17 protein-coding genes and 2 pseudogenes are annotated in these 16958 nt (G+C 59.2%); 5 read left to right on the top strand and 14 right to left on the bottom strand.

Features of this window, described 5'->3' with window-relative positions; translation table 11 throughout:
• The first annotated feature begins 18 nt into the window (after window positions 1–18).
• Window positions 19–459, top strand: coding sequence for a GlcG/HbpS family heme-binding protein (locus tag AOC04_RS12440; RefSeq protein ID WP_060693777.1), 441 nt, complete (start codon window positions 19–21; stop codon window positions 457–459).
• A 95-nt stretch (window positions 460–554) separates the two neighbouring features.
• On the opposite strand, the gene AOC04_RS12435 is transcribed toward AOC04_RS12440, so the two are convergent.
• A complete protein-coding gene (locus AOC04_RS12435; RefSeq protein WP_060693774.1) occupies window positions 555–1160 on the bottom strand; it encodes a TetR/AcrR family transcriptional regulator in 606 nt (201 codons plus the stop codon).
• 133 nt (window positions 1161–1293) lie between these two features.
• Here AOC04_RS12435 and AOC04_RS12430 point away from each other — a divergent pair, with 133 nt between their 5' ends.
• Window positions 1294–2235, top strand: a complete 942-nt coding sequence (locus AOC04_RS12430; RefSeq protein ID WP_060693772.1) for a DUF808 domain-containing protein — start codon at window positions 1294–1296, stop codon at window positions 2233–2235.
• On the opposite strand, the gene AOC04_RS12425 is transcribed toward AOC04_RS12430, so the two are convergent.
• Entirely contained in the window at window positions 2232–3434 is a 1203-nt protein-coding gene (locus tag AOC04_RS12425; protein ID WP_060693770.1) for an MFS transporter, read from the bottom strand. The two genes, AOC04_RS12430 and AOC04_RS12425, sit on opposite strands and share 4 nt — an antisense overlap.
• Window positions 3435–3549: 115 nt before the next feature.
• Here AOC04_RS12425 and AOC04_RS12420 point away from each other — a divergent pair, with 115 nt between their 5' ends.
• Window positions 3550–4152 carry a TetR/AcrR family transcriptional regulator gene (locus tag AOC04_RS12420; protein WP_060693768.1) on the top strand — a complete coding sequence of 201 codons (603 nt, stop codon included), beginning with the start codon at window positions 3550–3552 and terminating at the stop codon, window positions 4150–4152.
• 19 nt (window positions 4153–4171) lie between these two features.
• Here the strand turns inward: AOC04_RS12420 and AOC04_RS12415 are convergent, their stop codons facing one another.
• From AOC04_RS12415 to puuE, 9 genes and pseudogenes are all read right to left on the bottom strand, one after another.
• Window positions 4172–4957, bottom strand: coding sequence for an outer membrane protein OmpK (locus AOC04_RS12415; protein ID WP_060693767.1), 786 nt, complete (start codon window positions 4955–4957; stop codon window positions 4172–4174).
• Between the two features lie 358 nt (window positions 4958–5315).
• The gene (locus AOC04_RS12410) at window positions 5316–6101 is read right to left on the bottom strand and encodes an outer membrane protein OmpK (RefSeq protein ID WP_060693765.1); all 786 of its coding nucleotides are present in this window, start codon (window positions 6099–6101) and stop codon (window positions 5316–5318) included.
• A 123-nt stretch (window positions 6102–6224) separates the two neighbouring features.
• Entirely contained in the window at window positions 6225–7589 is a 1365-nt protein-coding gene (locus tag AOC04_RS12405) for a nucleobase:cation symporter-2 family protein (protein ID WP_060693763.1), read from the bottom strand.
• Window positions 7590–7673: 84 nt separating this feature from the next.
• Window positions 7674–7934, bottom strand: a pseudogene (locus AOC04_RS24485) (urate hydroxylase PuuD); the annotation flags it as partial.
• A gap of 210 nt (window positions 7935–8144) precedes the next feature.
• Window positions 8145–8911 (bottom strand): annotated as a pseudogene (locus AOC04_RS24480) (urate hydroxylase PuuD); the annotation flags it as partial.
• 100 nt (window positions 8912–9011) lie between these two features.
• Window positions 9012–9515 (bottom strand): ureidoglycolate lyase, encoded by a 504-nt coding sequence (locus AOC04_RS12395; protein ID WP_003441966.1) that lies wholly within the window; start codon window positions 9513–9515, stop codon window positions 9012–9014.
• 115 nt (window positions 9516–9630) lie between these two features.
• A complete protein-coding gene (gene alc, locus AOC04_RS12390; protein ID WP_003441968.1) occupies window positions 9631–10626 on the bottom strand; it encodes an allantoicase in 996 nt (331 codons plus the stop codon).
• 61 nt (window positions 10627–10687) lie between these two features.
• Complete coding sequence (gene uraD / locus AOC04_RS12385; protein WP_003441971.1) at window positions 10688–11203, bottom strand: 2-oxo-4-hydroxy-4-carboxy-5-ureidoimidazoline decarboxylase; 516 nt, start codon at window positions 11201–11203, stop codon at window positions 10688–10690.
• On the bottom strand, window positions 11200–12129 hold the full coding sequence (gene puuE, locus AOC04_RS12380) for an allantoinase PuuE (RefSeq protein ID WP_060693760.1): 930 nt from the start codon (window positions 12127–12129) through the stop codon (window positions 11200–11202). Before puuE ends, uraD begins: the two co-directional genes overlap by 4 nt.
• A gap of 373 nt (window positions 12130–12502) precedes the next feature.
• On the opposite strand from puuE, the gene uraH reads away from it, so the two are divergent.
• Window positions 12503–12856 carry a hydroxyisourate hydrolase gene (gene uraH, locus AOC04_RS12375; protein WP_060693759.1) on the top strand — a complete coding sequence of 118 codons (354 nt, stop codon included), beginning with the start codon at window positions 12503–12505 and terminating at the stop codon, window positions 12854–12856.
• 137 nt (window positions 12857–12993) lie between these two features.
• Here the strand turns inward: uraH and AOC04_RS12370 are convergent, their stop codons facing one another.
• The 3 genes from AOC04_RS12370 to AOC04_RS12360 form a co-directional block, all read right to left on the bottom strand.
• A complete protein-coding gene (locus AOC04_RS12370; protein WP_060693758.1) occupies window positions 12994–13620 on the bottom strand; it encodes a LysE family translocator in 627 nt (208 codons plus the stop codon).
• Window positions 13621–13688: 68 nt separating this feature from the next.
• Window positions 13689–15038: an NCS2 family permease gene (locus AOC04_RS12365; RefSeq protein ID WP_060693755.1), complete on the bottom strand. Its 1350-nt coding sequence runs from the start codon at window positions 15036–15038 to the stop codon at window positions 13689–13691.
• 229 nt (window positions 15039–15267) lie between these two features.
• The gene (locus AOC04_RS12360) at window positions 15268–15708 is read right to left on the bottom strand and encodes a MarR family winged helix-turn-helix transcriptional regulator (RefSeq protein WP_060693753.1); all 441 of its coding nucleotides are present in this window, start codon (window positions 15706–15708) and stop codon (window positions 15268–15270) included.
• An 82-nt stretch (window positions 15709–15790) separates the two neighbouring features.
• Here AOC04_RS12360 and AOC04_RS12355 point away from each other — a divergent pair, with 82 nt between their 5' ends.
• Window positions 15791–16957 carry an aminotransferase-like domain-containing protein gene (locus AOC04_RS12355; RefSeq protein ID WP_060693751.1) on the top strand — a complete coding sequence of 389 codons (1167 nt, stop codon included), beginning with the start codon at window positions 15791–15793 and terminating at the stop codon, window positions 16955–16957.
• Window position 16958: the final 1 nt, after the last annotated feature.

Here is a 16958-nt window from a genome sequence, read left to right as displayed (position 1 = left end):
AAGAGAAGGACGGCAACCATGAGTGCTTTAACCTTGAAAGTCGCTTTAGCCCTGACGGCCCAGGCCTTGAACGCAGGGCGCCAGACAAGCGCGGCCCCATTGACGGTGGCGGTTCTGGACAGCGGCGGGCATTTGCTGGCGCTGCAGCGTGAAGACGGTGCCAGCCTGCTGCGGCCCAGCATTGCGATTGGCAAGGCGTGGGGCGCGATTGCGCTGGGCAAGGGCTCACGCTTGCTGGCACTGGACGCACAGCAGCGCCCGGCGTTTTTCGCCGCACTCAACGGGATGGGCCAGAGTGACATCGTGCCTGCACCGGGCGGGGTGTTGATTCGCGATGCTCAGGGGCAGGTCATTGGTGCCATGGGCATCAGCGGCGACACTTCGGACATTGACGAACAATGTGCGATCAGTGCGATAGAGGCCCAGGGCTTGCGGGCGGATGCGGGGGTGGCGGTGTAGTCCGCGATTGGCTTGAAGCTTGTTGTAGGAGCGAGCTTGCCTCGCGATCTGTTTTAAAAGCTCGCGAGGCAAGCTCGCTCCTACAGGGCGGGGAGTCAGTCCGGGGCGCAGCCCTTCAGTACCAGGCGGATGATGGTCTGGGTGGCGGCTTCGTAGTCGCTGTCTTGCAGTTTGGCTTTGCCGGTGATGGCCGAGATCTGCCAGTCGAAGTCGGCGTAGGTCTGGGTCGCGGCCCAGATACTGAACATCAGGTGATGCGGGTCGATCGGCGCAATCTGGCCACGGTCGATCCAGGTCTGGATGCAGTCGATGTTGTGTTTGGCCTGGGCGTTGAGCAATTGCACCTGCTGTTCGCTCAGGTGCGGGGCGCCGTGCATGATTTCGCTGGCGAATACTTTGGAGGCAAAGGGCAGGTCGCGGGAAATCATGATTTTGGAACGGATGTAGTTGCTCAACACGGCATTGGGTTCGCCGTCGGCATTGAACGGGGTCGAAGCGCGCAGAATCGGGTCGATAATGCTTTCGAGAACCTCGCGGTAGAGGTTCTCCTTGGATTTGAAGTAGTAGTAGACATTGGGCTTGGGCAAGCCTGCCTTGGCCGCGATGTCGCTGGTTTTGCTGGCGGCGAAACCCTTGTCAGCGAACTCTTCGCTGGCGGCACGCAAAATCAGCTCTTTATTACGCTCGCGGATACTGCTCATAAACCCGATATTTCCTTGCCTGGTTGGGCGGTCGGGCATGGTAGCACCGGGCTTGCAGGCGGCTCAAGATTGCAGCCTGAGCGCTGGTACGCGCTATGCTTGGCACCATTCAATACGCAAGGGAAGTTTGCCCATGGCAGGCAGTAGTTTACTGGTGTTGCTCGACGACATCGCCGCAGTGCTTGATGACGTCGCGCTGATGACCAAAGTGGCCGCCAAAAAGACCGCCGGGGTGCTGGGCGATGATCTGGCGCTCAATGCGCAGCAGGTCTCGGGGGTTCGGGCTGACCGGGAGTTGCCGGTGGTGTGGGCAGTCGCCAAGGGCTCGTTTCGCAACAAGCTGATTCTGGTGCCCGCGGCGCTAGCCATCAGTGCCTTTGCGCCGTGGGCAGTGACGCCGCTGTTGATGTTGGGGGGTGCTTACCTGTGTTTTGAGGGCTTTGAGAAACTCGCCCATCCGTTTATGCACAGCAAGGCCGAAGACCAGGGCGAGCGCCAAGCGTTGCAAGAGGCGGTGGCCGATGCTGAAGTCGACCTGGTGGCCTTCGAGAAAGACAAGGTCAAGGGGGCGGTGCGTACCGACTTTATTCTGTCGGCCGAGATTATCGCCATCACCCTGGGGATCGTGTCCGAGTCGCCGTTGCTGCAGCAGGTCGTCGTGCTCAGCGGTATCGCCATTGTGATGACGGTGGGGGTTTATGGCCTGGTGGGCGGCATCGTCAAACTGGATGATGCTGGCCTGTACCTGAGCCAGAAAACCGGTGACGGTGCGTGGTCAGGTTTTCAGCGCAGCCTCGGACGCGGGGTGTTGATTGCGGCCCCTTACATGATGAAGAGCCTGTCGGTGATCGGCACGGCGGCCATGTTTATGGTCGGTGGCGGCATCCTCACCCATGGCGTTCCTGCAGCACATCACTGGGTTGAAGGTGTGGCTGCAAGCAGCGCTCAGTGGCTGGGCGTGGTCTCGGCCATCGTGCCGACCCTGCTCAATGCCGTGGCCGGCATCATTGCCGGCGCAGTGGTGCTGGCCGTGGTGGCGGGCGTGAGCAAGGTCTGGCGCGCCATCAAAGGTTAGGCATAGGTAGCGCGGGGCGTAGTGCTGCTTTGCAGAAGTCGATAACCCAGAACAGCAAACAGCAGCATCACCCCGCCCGCCGCCAGCGATACGCCAAACCCGGCCTGTGCACCGTAAGCATCAATGACCCAGCCGCCGAGCACAGCGCCCAGGGCAACGCCCATGCCCAGGCCGGTGATCATCCAGGTCAACCCTTCGGTGAGCTTGGCCGGCGGAACAATGTTTTCCACCAGGCCCATGGCGGTAATCAGGGTCGGTGCGAAGAACAGTCCGGCGATGAACATGGCGGCGGCCAGGGTGGCGATGCTGTTGGCCCACATCAGCGGCACCATGGTCAATGCGGTGGCCAGCGCTCCCAGCAGGAACAGCTTGGGCAGCGGCATGTTCAGCTTGAGCGTGCCGAATACCAGCCCGACGATGCACGATCCCAGCGCATAAACCGACAGCACGATACTCGCGGCCGCGGGTTGGCCTTGCTGCTGGGCGAAGGCGACGCTGACGACATCCACTGTGCCCACAATCGTTCCCAGCCCCAGCAGGGCCAGCAGCAAAATCACCACTGCACCCTGACGCAAGACGGTGCCGCTGTTGTCGGCATTGCGCGGGTGTACGGGCGGCTCGGTTTTGCGTTGCAGCACGAATGCAGTCACGCCCACCGCCAGGAAGATGGCGGCTGCCAAAGGACCCGCCTGGGGGAACAGCGCCACGCTCAGCCCTACGGAAATCGGCGGGCCGATGATAAAACTCACTTCATCGAGCACCGACTCGAACGAGAACGCGGTGTGCAATTTGGGCGAGCCGCGATACAGCTTGGTCCAGCGTGCACGCACCATCGCTGACATGCTGGGAATGCAGCCGGCCAGCGCGGCGAAGACGAAGAGGGTCCAGTCCGGCGCAGCGAAATGACTGCACAACAGCAACCCCAGCAAGGCGCACACACCGATAGCGGTAATGCCGGGCAGCACGCGGCCCTGGCCATATTGATCGACCCAGCGCGAGATCTGCGGTGCCAGCAATGCCATGGACAAGGCAAAGGTTGCGGCGACGGCACCGGCCAGCCAGTACGAGTCGCGCAATTGCGCGAGCATGGTGATGATGCCGATCCCGACCATGGAGATCGGCATGCGTGCGAGCAGGCCCGCACCGCTGAAAGCTTTGGTGCCGGGGGCGCTGAAAATCTCGCGATAAGGGTTGGCCATACAAGCTCCGCAACTGTCATCTGACCGCGTCACATACGCGGCGTATGCAGAAATATACGCATACGCACCGTATGTCAATTAACCTACGCGCCGTATCTGAAAAAAGGGGACAGGCATGGCGCCCAAAGTGCGGTCGCAAATGATTGAACAAACCCGTGGCAAGCTGCTCGATGCCGCGCGCCAGGCGTTTGGCTCGGTCGGTTATGCCCAGACGTCGATGGATGAACTGACAGCATCGGTGGGGCTGACCCGGGGTGCGCTGTATCACCATTTTGGCGACAAGAAGGGTTTGTTGCAGGCTGTGGTGCAGCAAGTCGATGCTGAGCTGGATGTGCAACTGGCCGAGGTGTTTGAGCAGGCGGCGAGCCCGTGGGAAGGTTTTAAAGGGCGCTGTCGCATGTTTCTGGAGATGGCACTGCAGGTTGAGGTGCAGCGGATCATGCTGCGCGATGCGCCGTCGGTGCTGGGGTCGCAATACTTGCAGAGCAGTCAGTCGGACTGCAGCGCGTCGATGGCAGCGATGTTGCAAGGCTTGATGGATACCCGGGTGATTCAGCCCACCGATCCCGAAGCCCTGGCACGGTTGATTCAGGGTGGGTTGATGGACCTGTCGTTCTGGATTGCCGGGGCCGACAACCCGCCACAGCGTCTGGCGGCGTCTCTGGACAGCCTGGACCTGATGCTGCGCGGGTTGCTGGTGGCGCCCCGGCCGCAGTGATGCGGCCGGTTACCCGGGATCAGAAGTGGTACTTGACCAACAGGCTCGCGGTGTCCTGATTGGTTTTGAACGCGCCGCTGTCTTCGATGCCGTATTTGTTTTTCCAGTAGTCGTATTCAACACCGACGTACAGCTGTTTGGCGCCCCAGCTCAATGCCTTGCCCAGGTCATATTTGATCTGCGGGTTGAAGTGCAGGTTGGCGTGGTAGGTGCCGCGCGAGTTCTGGTCGTTGTCGACCACCCAGTCCATGTAGCCGTCGATCAGCACATCGGAATTGCCCAGGGGCAGGGTGTAGGACCACACCGGCGTGATCTGCCAGACGCCTCTGCCGGCACGGCTGCCTTCAGGGAAGCGCTGGTAGAAGTTCAGCTGGAAGTAGTCAAAGCCTGGCACGTTCAGGTCGAAACCCGGGCCGATCAGGTAGGCCTCGGTATCGCCTTCGCCAAACTCGTAGGTCATGGCCAGCAGTACGTCTTTGATCGGGCCGAATTCAAACTTCTGGTCGAAAATCTTGCCCATCGACAAACGCGGGGTGAACTCGCCGTAGTAAGTGTTCGGGCCTACGTTGCCGTCCTCTTTGCCGTTGTAAAAGATACGGTCGAGGAAGAAGAAGTTGTCACCGTACTTCCAGCTGTCAGCGTGCTCGAAGGTCAGGGTCTGTTGAATTTTCGGGTTGACCTGGAAGTCCTTGCCATACAAGTAAGTCAGGCTGTTGGTTTGCCATTGCAACAGGTCGCCGGCAACTGCCGGTGCCCCGCCAAGCATGCTCCCCGCAAGCATCAGGCTGGTCAAAGTGCGCTTCATTCGGTTGCTCCAAAAATTAAAAAATCTGCATTGATAAGAACGTGACGCTCTGTTTCGGCGCCTTGATTCCTCTGTTTTAAACTTGCCCTTCTGGTCAACTTTGATACGTAAAGCAAGTGCCGGGCCACGGCGGTTTGGCGGCCAGAATAAATCCCTCTACTGTCGTCTGACCGTTGAGTGAATAGAGCGGCCTGCCGGCCGTAAACCCTTGGTTTAACTGTACTAAGTTGGCTTTGAAGTCAGCTTTAAACAACGCTCACCCGTGAGCGGGCGCGCAGGATACGGGCTCCGGGGCCGGTACTCAAGCGCCCTGTGATTGCGCATGTCGGGCAATCACAGGGCACCGCAGATGCTTGATCTAGAAGTGGACTTTAACCAGGGCGCTGGCAGTGTTCTGATTGGTGTCCAGACGGCTGCTGCTATCGATGCCGTACTTGTCTTTCCAGTAGCTGTATTCGATGCCGACATACCACTGTTTTTCACCCAGATTGAGAGCTTTGCCCAGGTCGTACTTGATCTGTGGATTGAAGTGCAGGTTGGCGTGGTAAGTGCCACGCGAGTTGCGGTCGTTGTCCACTACCCAGTCCATGTAGCCATCGATCAGCAGATTGGAGGGGCCGATCGGCAGAGTGTAGGAAAACGACGGGGTGATCTGCCAGGTACCGGTGCCCGGGCGCGGCCCTTCGGTGTGACGGCGATAGAAGTTCAGGGTGAAGTAATTGAAGCCGGGCACCGCCAGATCAAAGCCCGGACCTATCAGGTAAGCCTCGCTTTCACCTTCGCCGTACTCGTAGGTCATGGCTAGCAGCACATCCGTGACCGGACCGAACTCGAGTTTGTGATCGAATATCTTGCCGAACGATAACCGCGGGCTGAACTCGCCGTAGTAAGTGTGCGGACCTTTGTTGGGATCAGGTTTGCCGTTGTAGAAAATACGGTCGACAAACAGGAAGTTGTCGCCGTATTTCCATTTATCGGCATGTTCAAAGGTGAGGGTTTGCTGGATCGAAGGGTTGATCGCGAAATTCTTGCCGTACAGATACGTCAGGCTGTTGGTTTGCCATACAAACAGATCACCGGCCATGGCCTGGCCGGCAGCCAGAAACCCACCCGCGAGCGTGATGCCCCAGTGTTTGCAGTTCATGGGTAATTCCCTTTTTTATTATTTTTAATACCGATGCGCCGACGGCCTGTAGGAGCGAGCTTGCTCGCGAGCTTTTCGTTGCTGCGTTAAAAGCTCGCTCCTACAGACAGGCAGATGGGTGCATCAATGCTGATGCACGTGCCCGCTCATGGCGGCGCGCTCGGCACCGCCCAGTACATTGAACATCAGGTTCAGGCTGACCGCGCTGACGGCGGCCATGGCGATGCCGCTGTGGGTGATGGGGCCCATCCACAGTGGCAGGTGGGCGAAGAACTCCGGACGCACCACCGGAATCAGGCCCATGCCGATACTCACGGCCACCAGCAATTGATTGCGCCGGTCAGAAATATCCGCTTCCTGAAGGATTTTGATCCCCGTGGCCGCCACCATGCCGAACATGGCGATGGCTGCACCGCCCAGCACGGCGGGCGGAATCGAGGCCACCAGATACGCCGCCTTGGGCAGCAGGCTCAGGGTTATCAGAAACACCCCCGCCATGATGGTGACCGAGCGGCAACGTACGCCGGTCATTTGCACTAGGCCAATGTTCTGGGCGAAGGAGGAGTGGGTAAAGGTGTTGAAAAATCCCGCGATAAAGGAAGCCCCGGCATCACACAGCAAGCCGCGGCGCAGCATGCGCGGGGTCACATCCTGACCGGTAATCTTGCCCAGCGCCAGAAACATCCCGGTGGACTCGACAAAAATGATCACCACCACCAGGCACATGGAAAGAATCGGCGCCAGATGAAATTCGGGCATGCCGAAGTGCAGCGGGGTGACGATCTGGAACCACGGCGCCAGGCCGATGCCGTTGAGGTCAACCATGCCCAGTGCACCGGACAATACATAGCCCAGAGCCATACCGATCAGCACTGAAATATTGACCCAGAAGCCGCGCATGAAACGGTTGATCAGCAAGATGGTTGCCAGTACCAACGCGGCAATGGCCAGGTACATCGGCGAGCCGAACTGCGTGGCAGCACTGCCACCGCCCGCCCAGTTCACTGCGACGGGGAACAGTGACAGGCCAATGGAGGTAATCACGGTGCCGGTCACCAGCGGCGGGAAGAAGCGCACCACCTTGGACATGAAGGGCGCGATGATCATCCCGAAAAAACCGGCGGCAATGGTCGCGCCGAAGATGCCGGTCATGCCGATCCCCGGCATTCCGGCCATAGCCACCATGCTGCCGACCGCAGCGAAGCTGGCACCCATCATCACGGGCATGCGGATGCCCATGGGCCCGATACCCATCGACTGGACGATGGTGGCAATCCCCGCGACCAGCAGGTCGGCGTTGATCAGGAAGGCGATCTCTTCCCGGCTCAGGCCGGCGGCCTGACCGATGATCAGCGGTACGGCAACGGCGCCGCCATACATCAGCAGCACGTGCTGCAAGCCGACCAGAATCAATTGCAACAACGGCAACCGCGCCAGGGGAGGCGGAGCGGTTATGGCGGGTATGCGCGGTTCGGTTAAATCGGACATGCAACACCTCGGTCATTTTTATTGTTGTGAGCTAGTGGTGTGTTTCTGTGGCCGCGCCAGGGCTGCGGCCACAGAGCGTGTGCGTCAGTTGGTTTGGGCGCCGGTGTTGATCCAGGCGCCGATAAGATCACGTTCCTGCTGGGTCATCTGGGTGATGTTGCCCAGTGGCATGATCTGGCTGGCGACGGCCTGGGCTTGAATCCGCGGAGCCATCAATTTGATTTGCTGTGCGGTGTCGAACATCACGCCCCCGGGGGCCGCGCTAAACAGCGGGCTGGTGGGTGTGGCCGAATGACAGACCGCGCAGCGCTCCTGAATCACGGCATGCACCTTGTCGAAATCGACGCTGGCCACCGGTGCTGGCGCAGCAGCAGGCGCAGTGACAGGCGCCGGCGCGGTATCGGGTTTGGCGCCGCTGACTGCGGTTTCAGGGATGGGCTGATACTTGATCACCTTGGCCACGTCGGGGGCAGAAGGCGCCGGCTTGGGCCCGGTGACGTATGCCAGGCAGATCATGCCCAGGGCCGCGACCGGCAAGGTCCAGGCAAATTTGTGGCTGTTATGGCGGGTGTTGAAGTAATGGCGTACCAATACTGCCAGCACCGCAATCCCGGCCAGGATCAACCAGTTGTAGGCACTGCCGTAGGTGCTGGGGAAGTGGTTGCTGATCATGATGAACAGCACCGGCAAGGTGAAGTAGTTGTTGTGACGCGAACGCAGCAGGCCTTTGGCCGGCAGGGCCGGATCGGGCGTACGGCCTTCCTTGATCGCGGCCACCAGAGCCCGCTGGGCCGGCATGATGATGCGAAACACGTTACCGACCATGATGGTGCCGATAATGGCGCCCACATGCAGATAGGCGCCTCGGCCGCTGAACACCTTGCTCAGGCCGAATGCGGCAGCTACCAGCAGTACGAACAGGATCAGGCCGAGCAGCGCCGGGCGTTTGCCCAGGGCCGAATCGCACAGAAAGTCGTAAATGAACCAGCCGGCAATCAATGAACCAATGCCGATGGCCACCGCTTGCGGGCCGCTCAGGCTGCTGCCGGGAGCGATCAGGTAAAGTGCCGGGTTGAAGTAGAACACCAGGCACAGCAGGGCGATGCCCGACATCCAGGTGAAATAGGCCTCCCATTTAAACCAGTGCAGGTTGTCCGGCATGGTAGGGGGGCCAGCTTGTATTTTTCGAGGTGGTAAATGCCGCCGCCGTGGATGGCCCACAAGTCGCCGGCCAGCCCCTCTTTTGGGTTGTTGCGGTTGAGGTTGTTTTCCAGCCAGACAAAATAAAACGACGCGCCGATCCAGGCCACACCGGTAATCATATGAATCCAGCGTACGCTCAGATTCAGCCATTCCATCAGATGTGCTTCCACAGTCTCTACCTCTTGCCTGTCACTCTTGCGTGAGTGATCAGACCTTCTCTTATTGGTGGGGGGCGAGGATCAATCGCTCATCCTCTTTGAAGAAATGCTCATCGCAGTTATTGCCTGTGCCACTGCGATCAACCACCAGGAAGTCATCCCGCTTTTCGATCGTCAGCACCGGATGGTGCCAAACGCCGCGATGGTAATTAATGCCCTGCCTGCCATTACTGACAAAGGCGCGGACCAAGCCTGATACAGGTTCATCGCCAAGTGGCGCGACCACGATCAGAAAGGGGTTGCCGAGCAGCGGGATGAAAGCCTGACTGCCCAACGGATGGCGCTCCAGCATGCACACGGTCAGCGGCATGTCCTGCGCATCGGCGCGGAAAATGCTGATGATGGCCTTGTCTTCCGGCTGCGCGGTTTCGACTTCGGCCAGACGATGAAAGCGCATGGTCGAACCGTTGTTGATCATGAAGTGGTCGCTGCCGTCGGTTTCAATAACGTCACCGAAGGGGGCGAAGGCTTCTTTGGTCAGCGGTTCAATCTGCAATGTGCGCATGGTCTGTCTTCTTTTCCGGATTCTGTGGTGTTGGATCTGTTGTTGTCGCTGGCAAGCCGGCTCCCGCATTGGCAAATGCCTGTGGGAGCCGGTTGACCGGCGACGGGGTTATTCCTTATTTAGCGACCTTGCCCAGGATACGCAGGCGGCTTACACCACCGTCCGGGAACAGGTTGAGGCGAATGTGAGTGATCGGGCCCAGGGCTTTGATCTGCTCGCTGAAGCTGTGCTCGGCGTGCATTTCCATCTTCTGTGCAGGCAGCAGTTCACGCCAGAACAGCGATTGGGTTTCGATCTGGCTGTCAGTGCCGCCTTTGACGAACGCGCCCTGAATCGAGCAGGTGTCCGGGTAGTTGCCCTTGAAGTGCAGGGTGTCGACGATGATTTTTTCGATCTCGCCGGCATGCCCCAGCGCCACGATCACCCAGTCGTTACCCGGGGTACGGCGGCGTGCGGTTTCCCAGCCGTCGCCCATATTGATACCGCGGCCCGGGTTGAGGATGTTGCTCATGCGGCCGAAGTGTTCGTCGGAGCAGGCCAGGGCACGGCCACCGTTCAGGGCTGCGGCAAGGTCGACCTGTTCATTGTCGCCAACGGCCGACCAGTCACGGAACGGCACGCCGTACACGCGAAGACGGGCTACGCCGCCGTCCGGGTAGATGTTGAAACGCAAGTGGCTGAAGGCCTGGTCATTGCTGATTTCGTGGTAGTGGTGGCTGTTGCCTTGCAGTTCGACCGCGGACAGCACTTCAACCCACTGGGTGTTTTCGTTGGGCTCGCCCTGGGCCAGAAAGCAGGCTTCAAGGGAGGCAGACGGCGGGAAGTTGCCGGTGAAGAATGAAGTGTCGATGTCCACGCCTTTGATCGAGCCGGGTACGCCCAGGCGGATCACCGCGCTGTCATAGCCTTCGAAGCGCTTGCGGCGGGACTCCCAGCCGTCCATCCACTTGCCGTTGTCATCGAAAACGCCCTCCTTCCATACGGCCGGGGTCGGCTGGAACATGCGGTTGGCGTCAGCGAACCAGTCATCGGTCACCGAGATAATCTTGGTGCCCAGACGGGCATCGGCCAGGTTGACGAACTTCTCGAAAGGTACGGCGTAAGCTTTCATTCTTCTGGTCTGCCTTTAAATAAGTGGCTGGAGATGCGTGACCGGCAGGTGCCGGCTCGGCTTAGAGCTGGAGTAATCGGAACAGGGCTATTTTGTTGATTTGCGCCAACGCACATTTGAACTCGACGTCTGCCGGGTTGTGGATGCGGGTCTCGAACGCGGCGAGGATCTGGTGCCGGTCGCTGCCTTTTACCGCCATGATGAAGGGAAACTTGAACTTGGCTTTATAGGCCTCGTTCAGCTCGGTGAAGCGCTGAAACTCTTCTTCCGTGCATTGGTGAATACCGGCGCCAGCCTGTTCATGGGTGCTGGCTTCGGTCAGTTGGCCCTGTACGGCAGCTTTGCCCGCCAGGTCCGGGTGAGCATTGATCAGTGCCAGCTGACTGGCGTGATCGGCGCTCAACAAAATGTCACTCATGCGCTGGTGCAGGGTTTCGATCTGGTCAACGCTGCTGTCCAGACCCAGGTCGTAAGCCTTTTCGGCGACCCAGGGCGAGTGCTCGTAAATATCGGCAAAGGCCGCCACGAAGGCTTCACGACTCAGGGTTGAAGGCTTGAGAGTTTTGAAGGTGCTCATTGGCCGGTCTCTGCAACAAAAGGGTGGGTGGCGTGCCAGTGCCGGGCGATGTCCACGCGGCGGGTGAACCAGACCTGCTCGTGGCCCTTGGCGTATTCAACGAAGCGCTTGAGGGCGGCGAGACGCGCAGGGCGGCCAATGAGGCGGCAATGCAGGCCGATCGATAGCATTTTCGGCGACTCTGCGCCTTCGGCGTACAGCACATCGAAAGCGTCCTTGAGGTACTGGAAAAATTGCTCACCGGTGTTGAAACCCTGCACCTGGGTGAAGCGCATGTCATTGGTGTCCAGGGTGTAAGGGATTACCAGGTGCGGCTTGCCGGTGGGGTTGTTCGGTTCCCAGTAGGGCAGGTCATCGTCGTAGGTGTCCGAGTCATACAGAAAGCCGCCTTCTTCCATCACCAGCCGCCGGGTATTGGGGCCGGTGCGGCCGGTGTACCAGCCCAGCGGGCGTTCGCCGCTGATTTCGGTGAGGATGCGGATCGCTTCGAGCATGTGTTCGCGCTCGAGGGCTTCATCCATGTACTGGTAGTCGATCCAGCGATAACCGTGGCTGCAAATCTCATGCCCGGCGGCAACCATGGCCCGGATCACGTCAGGGTGACGTTGAGCAGCCATGGCGACGGCAAACACCGTGAGCGGGATATCGAATTCGCGAAACAGCTTGAGCACACGCCATACGCCGGCACGGCTGCCGTATTCGTACAGGGATTCCATGCTCATGTTGCGCTCACCCTGCAGCGGCTGCGCCGAGACCATTTCCGAGAGGAAGGCCTCAGATTCTTTGTCGCCGTGGAGGATGTTGCGCTCGCCGCCTTCTTCGTAGTTGAGTACGAAAGACAGGGCGATACGGGCGTTGTCCGGCCAATGCGGATGGGGAGGGTTGGGACCGTAACCAATCAGGTCGCGTGGGTAGTCTGCGCTCACTCAATCTTCCTTATTGTTTATGTTAACAGTCGATTGGCCAGACCTGGCGTCACTGTGATGGTCTGATTGTATACAACTTTGTTACATCTTTGTAACCCTGCTTTCTTGCATTTTTACCATGCTTTGTGCGGGAAAGGTACTTGCAAAAAACTTGCCTGATTGGTCAGCTTGTGAATATGAAGTCCAGAACTGCTGCGGTTTTTAAGGAATCCGGGCTTTGGCCCTTATAGCTGGCGGTCCGGGTTTGATTGCGTTTTTAATTGTGTACAATTTTTTTGATAAATGTCTTAATCCGGGCTGCAACGGATCTTTTGGTGCGCCAAACAGGTGCAAGGCCAGTTTTTATTCACCGACTCGGGAGGTCGCAGAATCAATGGGACGTTTGACTACGCATGTTTTGGACGCCGCACACGGTTGCCCGGGCAATTCGATCAAGGTCGAACTGTATCGGGTCGAAGGTTCGCAGCTGACGTTGGTCGCGACGGCTGTGACCAACAGCGACGGGCGTTGCGACGCACCGTTGCTGGAGGGCGATACCTACCGTTCTGGGGTTTATCAGTTGCAGTTCAGTGCCGGTGATTACTACCGGGCACGGGGTGTGCAATTGCCGGAGCCGGCATTTCTGGATGTGGTGGTGCTGCGTTTCGGGATCAGTGCCGAGCAGGATCACTACCATGTCCCGCTACTGATTTCGCCGTACAGCTATTCGACGTATCGCGGGAGTTAGGTTTTTTGAATTGCCCCTGTGGTTTTTTGCCCGCTCGCACAGCGGGTTTTTTTTTGCCCGGCGTTTGCTGCAACCCCTGTAGGAGCGAGCTTGCTCGCGAGCTGTTTAAACAGCTCGCTCCTACAGGTGTCTGGCTTTTAGCGGCTCAGTAACGACGCGGTGCCTGCCACGCCGAACAGGCCGGCGCTGACGCGGTTGAACCAGCTCTGGCCCTTGCCGCTGCGTAGATAACCTGCTGCGCCGTGGGCGCCCAGGCCGTAGGCCAGCTTGCAGAGCAAGTCCAGCACGGTCCAGGTGGCAATCATCACCAGTAGCTGCGCAAGGAAGGGCTGATCGGGGATGAGGAACTGTGGCAGGAATGCGGCAAAGAACAGAATGTCCTTCGGGTTGCTGGCGCCCAGCACGAATGCGCGCCCAAACAGGGCGCGAAAGCGCGGTTTTGGTGCGCCAGCCGGCACGTTTACCGCGCTGGCCGGTTGCCGCGATTGCTTCCAGCTTTGCCAGGCGAGGTAGAACAGGTACAGCGCGCCGACAATTTTGAGCGCGCTGAACAACTGTTCCGAGGCCAGCAACAAGGCGCCCAGCCCCAATGCCGAGGCGCTTAGCAGGCAGATCGATGCGATCACGCCGCCCAGAAAGGCGGGGTACGAGCGGCGCAAGCCGTAGTTCAAACTGTTGCTGATCATCAATAACGACAACGGCCCGGGGATCAGGATCACCACCAGCGCCGCGCTGCTGAACAGCAGCCAGGTTTCCAGACTCATCACATGCCCTCTTTCTACTGATAAAGCCAACGCCCCGCACGGCGCGGGGCAGGTTGATACTGCCGGGTTTACAGGTAAATAAACTTGGCAATGAAAATGGCGCAGAGCACCCACAAGCTAACGGAAATCTCGCGGTACTTGCCCGTGCCGGCCTTGAGCGCAACGTAACTGATAAAGCCAAGGGCGATACCGTCAGCCACCGAGAAGGTCAGGGGCATCATGATCATGGTCACAATCGCCGGGATGCAATCGGTAGGTTCGCTCCAGTTGATGTGCTCCATGCCGCCCATCATCAGCATTGCCACGTAGATCAGCGCTCCGGCAGTGGCATAGGTGGGAATCATGCCAGCCAGCGGGGCAAAGAACATCGCGGCGACAAAGAGTAGGCCCACGGTCACGGCGGTGAGCCCGGTCCGCCCGCCGGCAGCCACGCCAGCGGCACTTTCGACGTAACTGGTTACGGGCGGGACGCCGACCACTGCGCCAAACACGCTGGACGCACTGTCAGCCTTGAGCGCACGCGACAGGTTTTCGATTTTGCCATCAGCTTTCACCAGTCCGGCGCGCTGCGCCACCCCCATCAAGGTGCCGGCGGTGTCGAACATGTGCACAAACAGAAAGGCCAGGACCACGCTGATCATGCTGACGTTGAACACGCCCTTGAGGTCCATCGCCATCCAGGTCGGTGCCAGGCTGGGAGGGGCCGACATGATGCCGTTGTAGTGCACCAGGTTCAGGCCCCAGCCCGCCAGGGTGACGGCGATGATGCTGATCAGGATGGCACCGAACACCCGGTGATAGCTGAGAATCGCGATCATCAGAAAGCATACGGCAGCCAGTAGCGGCGCGGGGTCGCGCAGTGAGCCGAGCTTGATCAGGGTCGCGGGGCTGTCGACGATGATGCCCGAGGTTTTCAGGCCGATGATCCCCAGGAACAAGCCGACGCCAGCCCCCATGGCGTAGCGCAGGCTGGCAGGGATGCTGTTGAGCAGCCACTCGCGGACCCGTGACAGGGTCAAAATCAAAAACAGTACGCCGGAAACAAATACCGCGCCAAGGGCGGTTTCCCAGCTATAGCCCATGGTGCCGACCACCGTGTAGGTGAAGAACGCATTCAGGCCCATGCCTGGCGCCAGGCCGACCGGCCAGTTGGCATAAAGCCCCATCAGCATGCTGCCCAGCGCAGCGGCGATGCAGGTCGCGACAAAGGCTGCACCATGATCAATTCCCGCATCGGCCATGATGTTGGGGTTTACAAAGATGATGTAGGCCATGGTGATGAAGGTGGTCAGCCCGGCGATCAGCTCGGTTTTGACCGTGGTGCCGTGCAGCGACAGTTTGAACAGACGTTCCAGCCAGCCCCGGGAGGAGGGCGGTGAAAGATCCAGGGCGGGTGCTTCTGACTTTTGGCTGTCCACGGGGATGTCCTCAGGCTTTTATTGTTTTTAAGGGCGCTGTTTGAGGCGGGAGATGCTTTTCCTGACCTTTAAGTCAGAAACGTGTGTGATGAGGATTATGCTTTTGTATACAAAAAAAGCAAATAATGTTTTTAGGATTGTGCTCGAAATCTAGGGTCTGTAGGAGCGAGCTCTGCGTCATCGTTTTGAAAAGCTCGCGAGCAAGCTCGCTCCTACAGACAGGCAGCTGTCAGGCCTGGCGGCTTTGGCCCAGGGCCTGATTGATTGTCAGCCAGCCATTGACCGCGTCTTCGCCGGCCTGGGCGAATACCCGCTGCAGCAGTTTGACTTGCTCGCGGCGCAGGGTTTTTTCAAACCTGACACCGTCAGCCGTGAGTTCCAGCAGCCGTTTGCGCTTGTCGGTCTCGGGGGCAACGCTGCGTACCAGGTCCATCTCGATCAACTGGCGTAACGGGGTATTGAGCGCTTGCTTGCTCACTCCCAGCAATATCAGCAGTTCTTTGACGCTTACACCGGGGTAGTGGGCGATAAAAAAAACGATGCGCTGATGCACCCGGCTCAACCCGCGGCGGGCCAGCATTTCATCCGCTTTGGCGGTAAATGCTTGATAGCCAAAGAAGAAGGCTTCCATGGCGGCGCGCTGAGTGGTTGGGTTTTTAAGGTCAAGCATATTGACGTATCTAGGCTTCGCGGCGTAATTTCGGTCAATCAGTTTGACTTATTTCCAATTACTTCCGCTACCGGTGATCTGTATGGCCTTCTCCGAACGTGTTTCCCGCCTGAAAAGTTCTTTGATTCGTGAAATTCTGGCTGCGGCCCAACGTCCGGAAGTCATGTCTTTTGCAGGTGGTCTACCGGCTGAGGCCATGCTGCCCAAAGTCGACTGGACCGACATGCCGGCCTCGATGGGCCAATACGGCATGAGCGAAGGCGAGCCGGCCCTGCGTGAAGTGCTGGCAGCAGAAGCCCGCGCCCTGGGGGTAGATTGTGATGCCAGCCAGGTGATGGTACTCAGCGGCTCGCAACAGGCCCTCGACCTGGCGGCCAAGCTGTACATCGACAAGGGCACCGAGATCATGCTCGAAGCGCCGACCTATCTGGCGGCGCTGCAAATTTTCCAATTGTTCGGCGCCGAGTGCCTGAGCTTCCCGCTGCAAGCCGATGGCCCGGATCTGGCGGCGCTGCGCGTGCAGCTGGAACAGCATCGCCCGGTGTTCATCTACTTGATCCCGACTTTCCAGAACCCGTCAGCCGTGCGTTACAGCGAAACCAAGCGTGACGCCGTGGCGGCCTTGCTGGACGAGTTCGGTGTGACCCTGATCGAAGACGAGCCGTACCGCGAACTGAATTTCGACGGCGGCAGTGCCACGCCGATTGTCAGCCGCCTGAAAAAAGCCAGCTGGATCTACACCGGCACCGTGTCCAAAACCCTGTTGCCGGGCCTGCGCGTAGGCTTTCTGATTTCTAGCCCGGACCTGTTCCCGCACCTCTTGCGCCTCAAGCAATCGGCGGACTTGCACACCAACCGTGTGGGCCAGTGGCAGGCTTTGCAGTGGATCGGTACCGAGAAGATGAGCAACCACCTGGCCGAGCTGCGGGACTTCTACCGTGTGCGTCGCGATGGCTTTCAGCTGGCGCTGGAAGAGCATTTCTCGGACCTGGCCGACTGGCACGTGCCGCAGGGCGGGCTGTTCTTCTGGTTGACCCTCAAGCAGCCGTTTGACACCCGTACTTTGCTCAAGCCGGCACTGGAGCAAAACGTTGCATTCATGCCGGGCGAGCCGTTCTTCGCCAACCCGGATCAGAACGTGGGCAGCCTGCGCCTGAACTTCAGCCACATCGACCCGGAGCGCCTGCATGAAGGTCTCAAGCGTCTGGCTAACGTGATTCGTCAAGCACAGGCCGCTCAGGCGGCTTAAA

Source organism: Pseudomonas versuta (assembly GCF_001294575.1).
Classification (GTDB): Bacteria; Pseudomonadota; Gammaproteobacteria; order Pseudomonadales; family Pseudomonadaceae; genus Aquipseudomonas; species Aquipseudomonas versuta.
This window is presented reverse-complemented; position numbering and strand designations above follow the sequence as displayed.

Bases quoted from the DNA above. Each gene is read 5' to 3' on its own strand.
- AOC04_RS12420 (WP_060693768.1), top strand. From the start codon at position 3,550: ATGGCGCCCAAAGTGCGGTCGCAAATGATTGAACAAACCCGTGGCAAG.
- AOC04_RS12435 (WP_060693774.1), bottom strand. From the start codon at position 1,160: ATGAGCAGTATCCGCGAGCGTAATAAAGAGCTGATTTTGCGTGCCGCC.
- uraD (WP_003441971.1), bottom strand. From the start codon at position 11,203: ATGAGCACCTTCAAAACTCTCAAGCCTTCAACCCTGAGTCGTGAAGCC.
- AOC04_RS12405 (WP_060693763.1), bottom strand. From the start codon at position 7,589: ATGTCCGATTTAACCGAACCGCGCATACCCGCCATAACCGCTCCGCCT.
- AOC04_RS12360 (WP_060693753.1), bottom strand. From the start codon at position 15,708: ATGCTTGACCTTAAAAACCCAACCACTCAGCGCGCCGCCATGGAAGCC.
- AOC04_RS12415 (WP_060693767.1), bottom strand. From the start codon at position 4,957: ATGAAGCGCACTTTGACCAGCCTGATGCTTGCGGGGAGCATGCTTGGC.
- AOC04_RS12440 (WP_060693777.1), top strand. From the start codon at position 19: ATGAGTGCTTTAACCTTGAAAGTCGCTTTAGCCCTGACGGCCCAGGCC.
- AOC04_RS12425 (WP_060693770.1), bottom strand. From the start codon at position 3,434: ATGGCCAACCCTTATCGCGAGATTTTCAGCGCCCCCGGCACCAAAGCT.
- AOC04_RS12430 (WP_060693772.1), top strand. From the start codon at position 1,294: ATGGCAGGCAGTAGTTTACTGGTGTTGCTCGACGACATCGCCGCAGTG.
- uraH (WP_060693759.1), top strand. From the start codon at position 12,503: ATGGGACGTTTGACTACGCATGTTTTGGACGCCGCACACGGTTGCCCG.
- AOC04_RS12370 (WP_060693758.1), bottom strand. From the start codon at position 13,620: ATGAGTCTGGAAACCTGGCTGCTGTTCAGCAGCGCGGCGCTGGTGGTG.
- AOC04_RS12355 (WP_060693751.1), top strand. From the start codon at position 15,791: ATGGCCTTCTCCGAACGTGTTTCCCGCCTGAAAAGTTCTTTGATTCGT.
- alc (WP_003441968.1), bottom strand. From the start codon at position 10,626: ATGAAAGCTTACGCCGTACCTTTCGAGAAGTTCGTCAACCTGGCCGAT.
- AOC04_RS12410 (WP_060693765.1), bottom strand. From the start codon at position 6,101: ATGAACTGCAAACACTGGGGCATCACGCTCGCGGGTGGGTTTCTGGCT.
- AOC04_RS12395 (WP_003441966.1), bottom strand. From the start codon at position 9,515: ATGCGCACATTGCAGATTGAACCGCTGACCAAAGAAGCCTTCGCCCCC.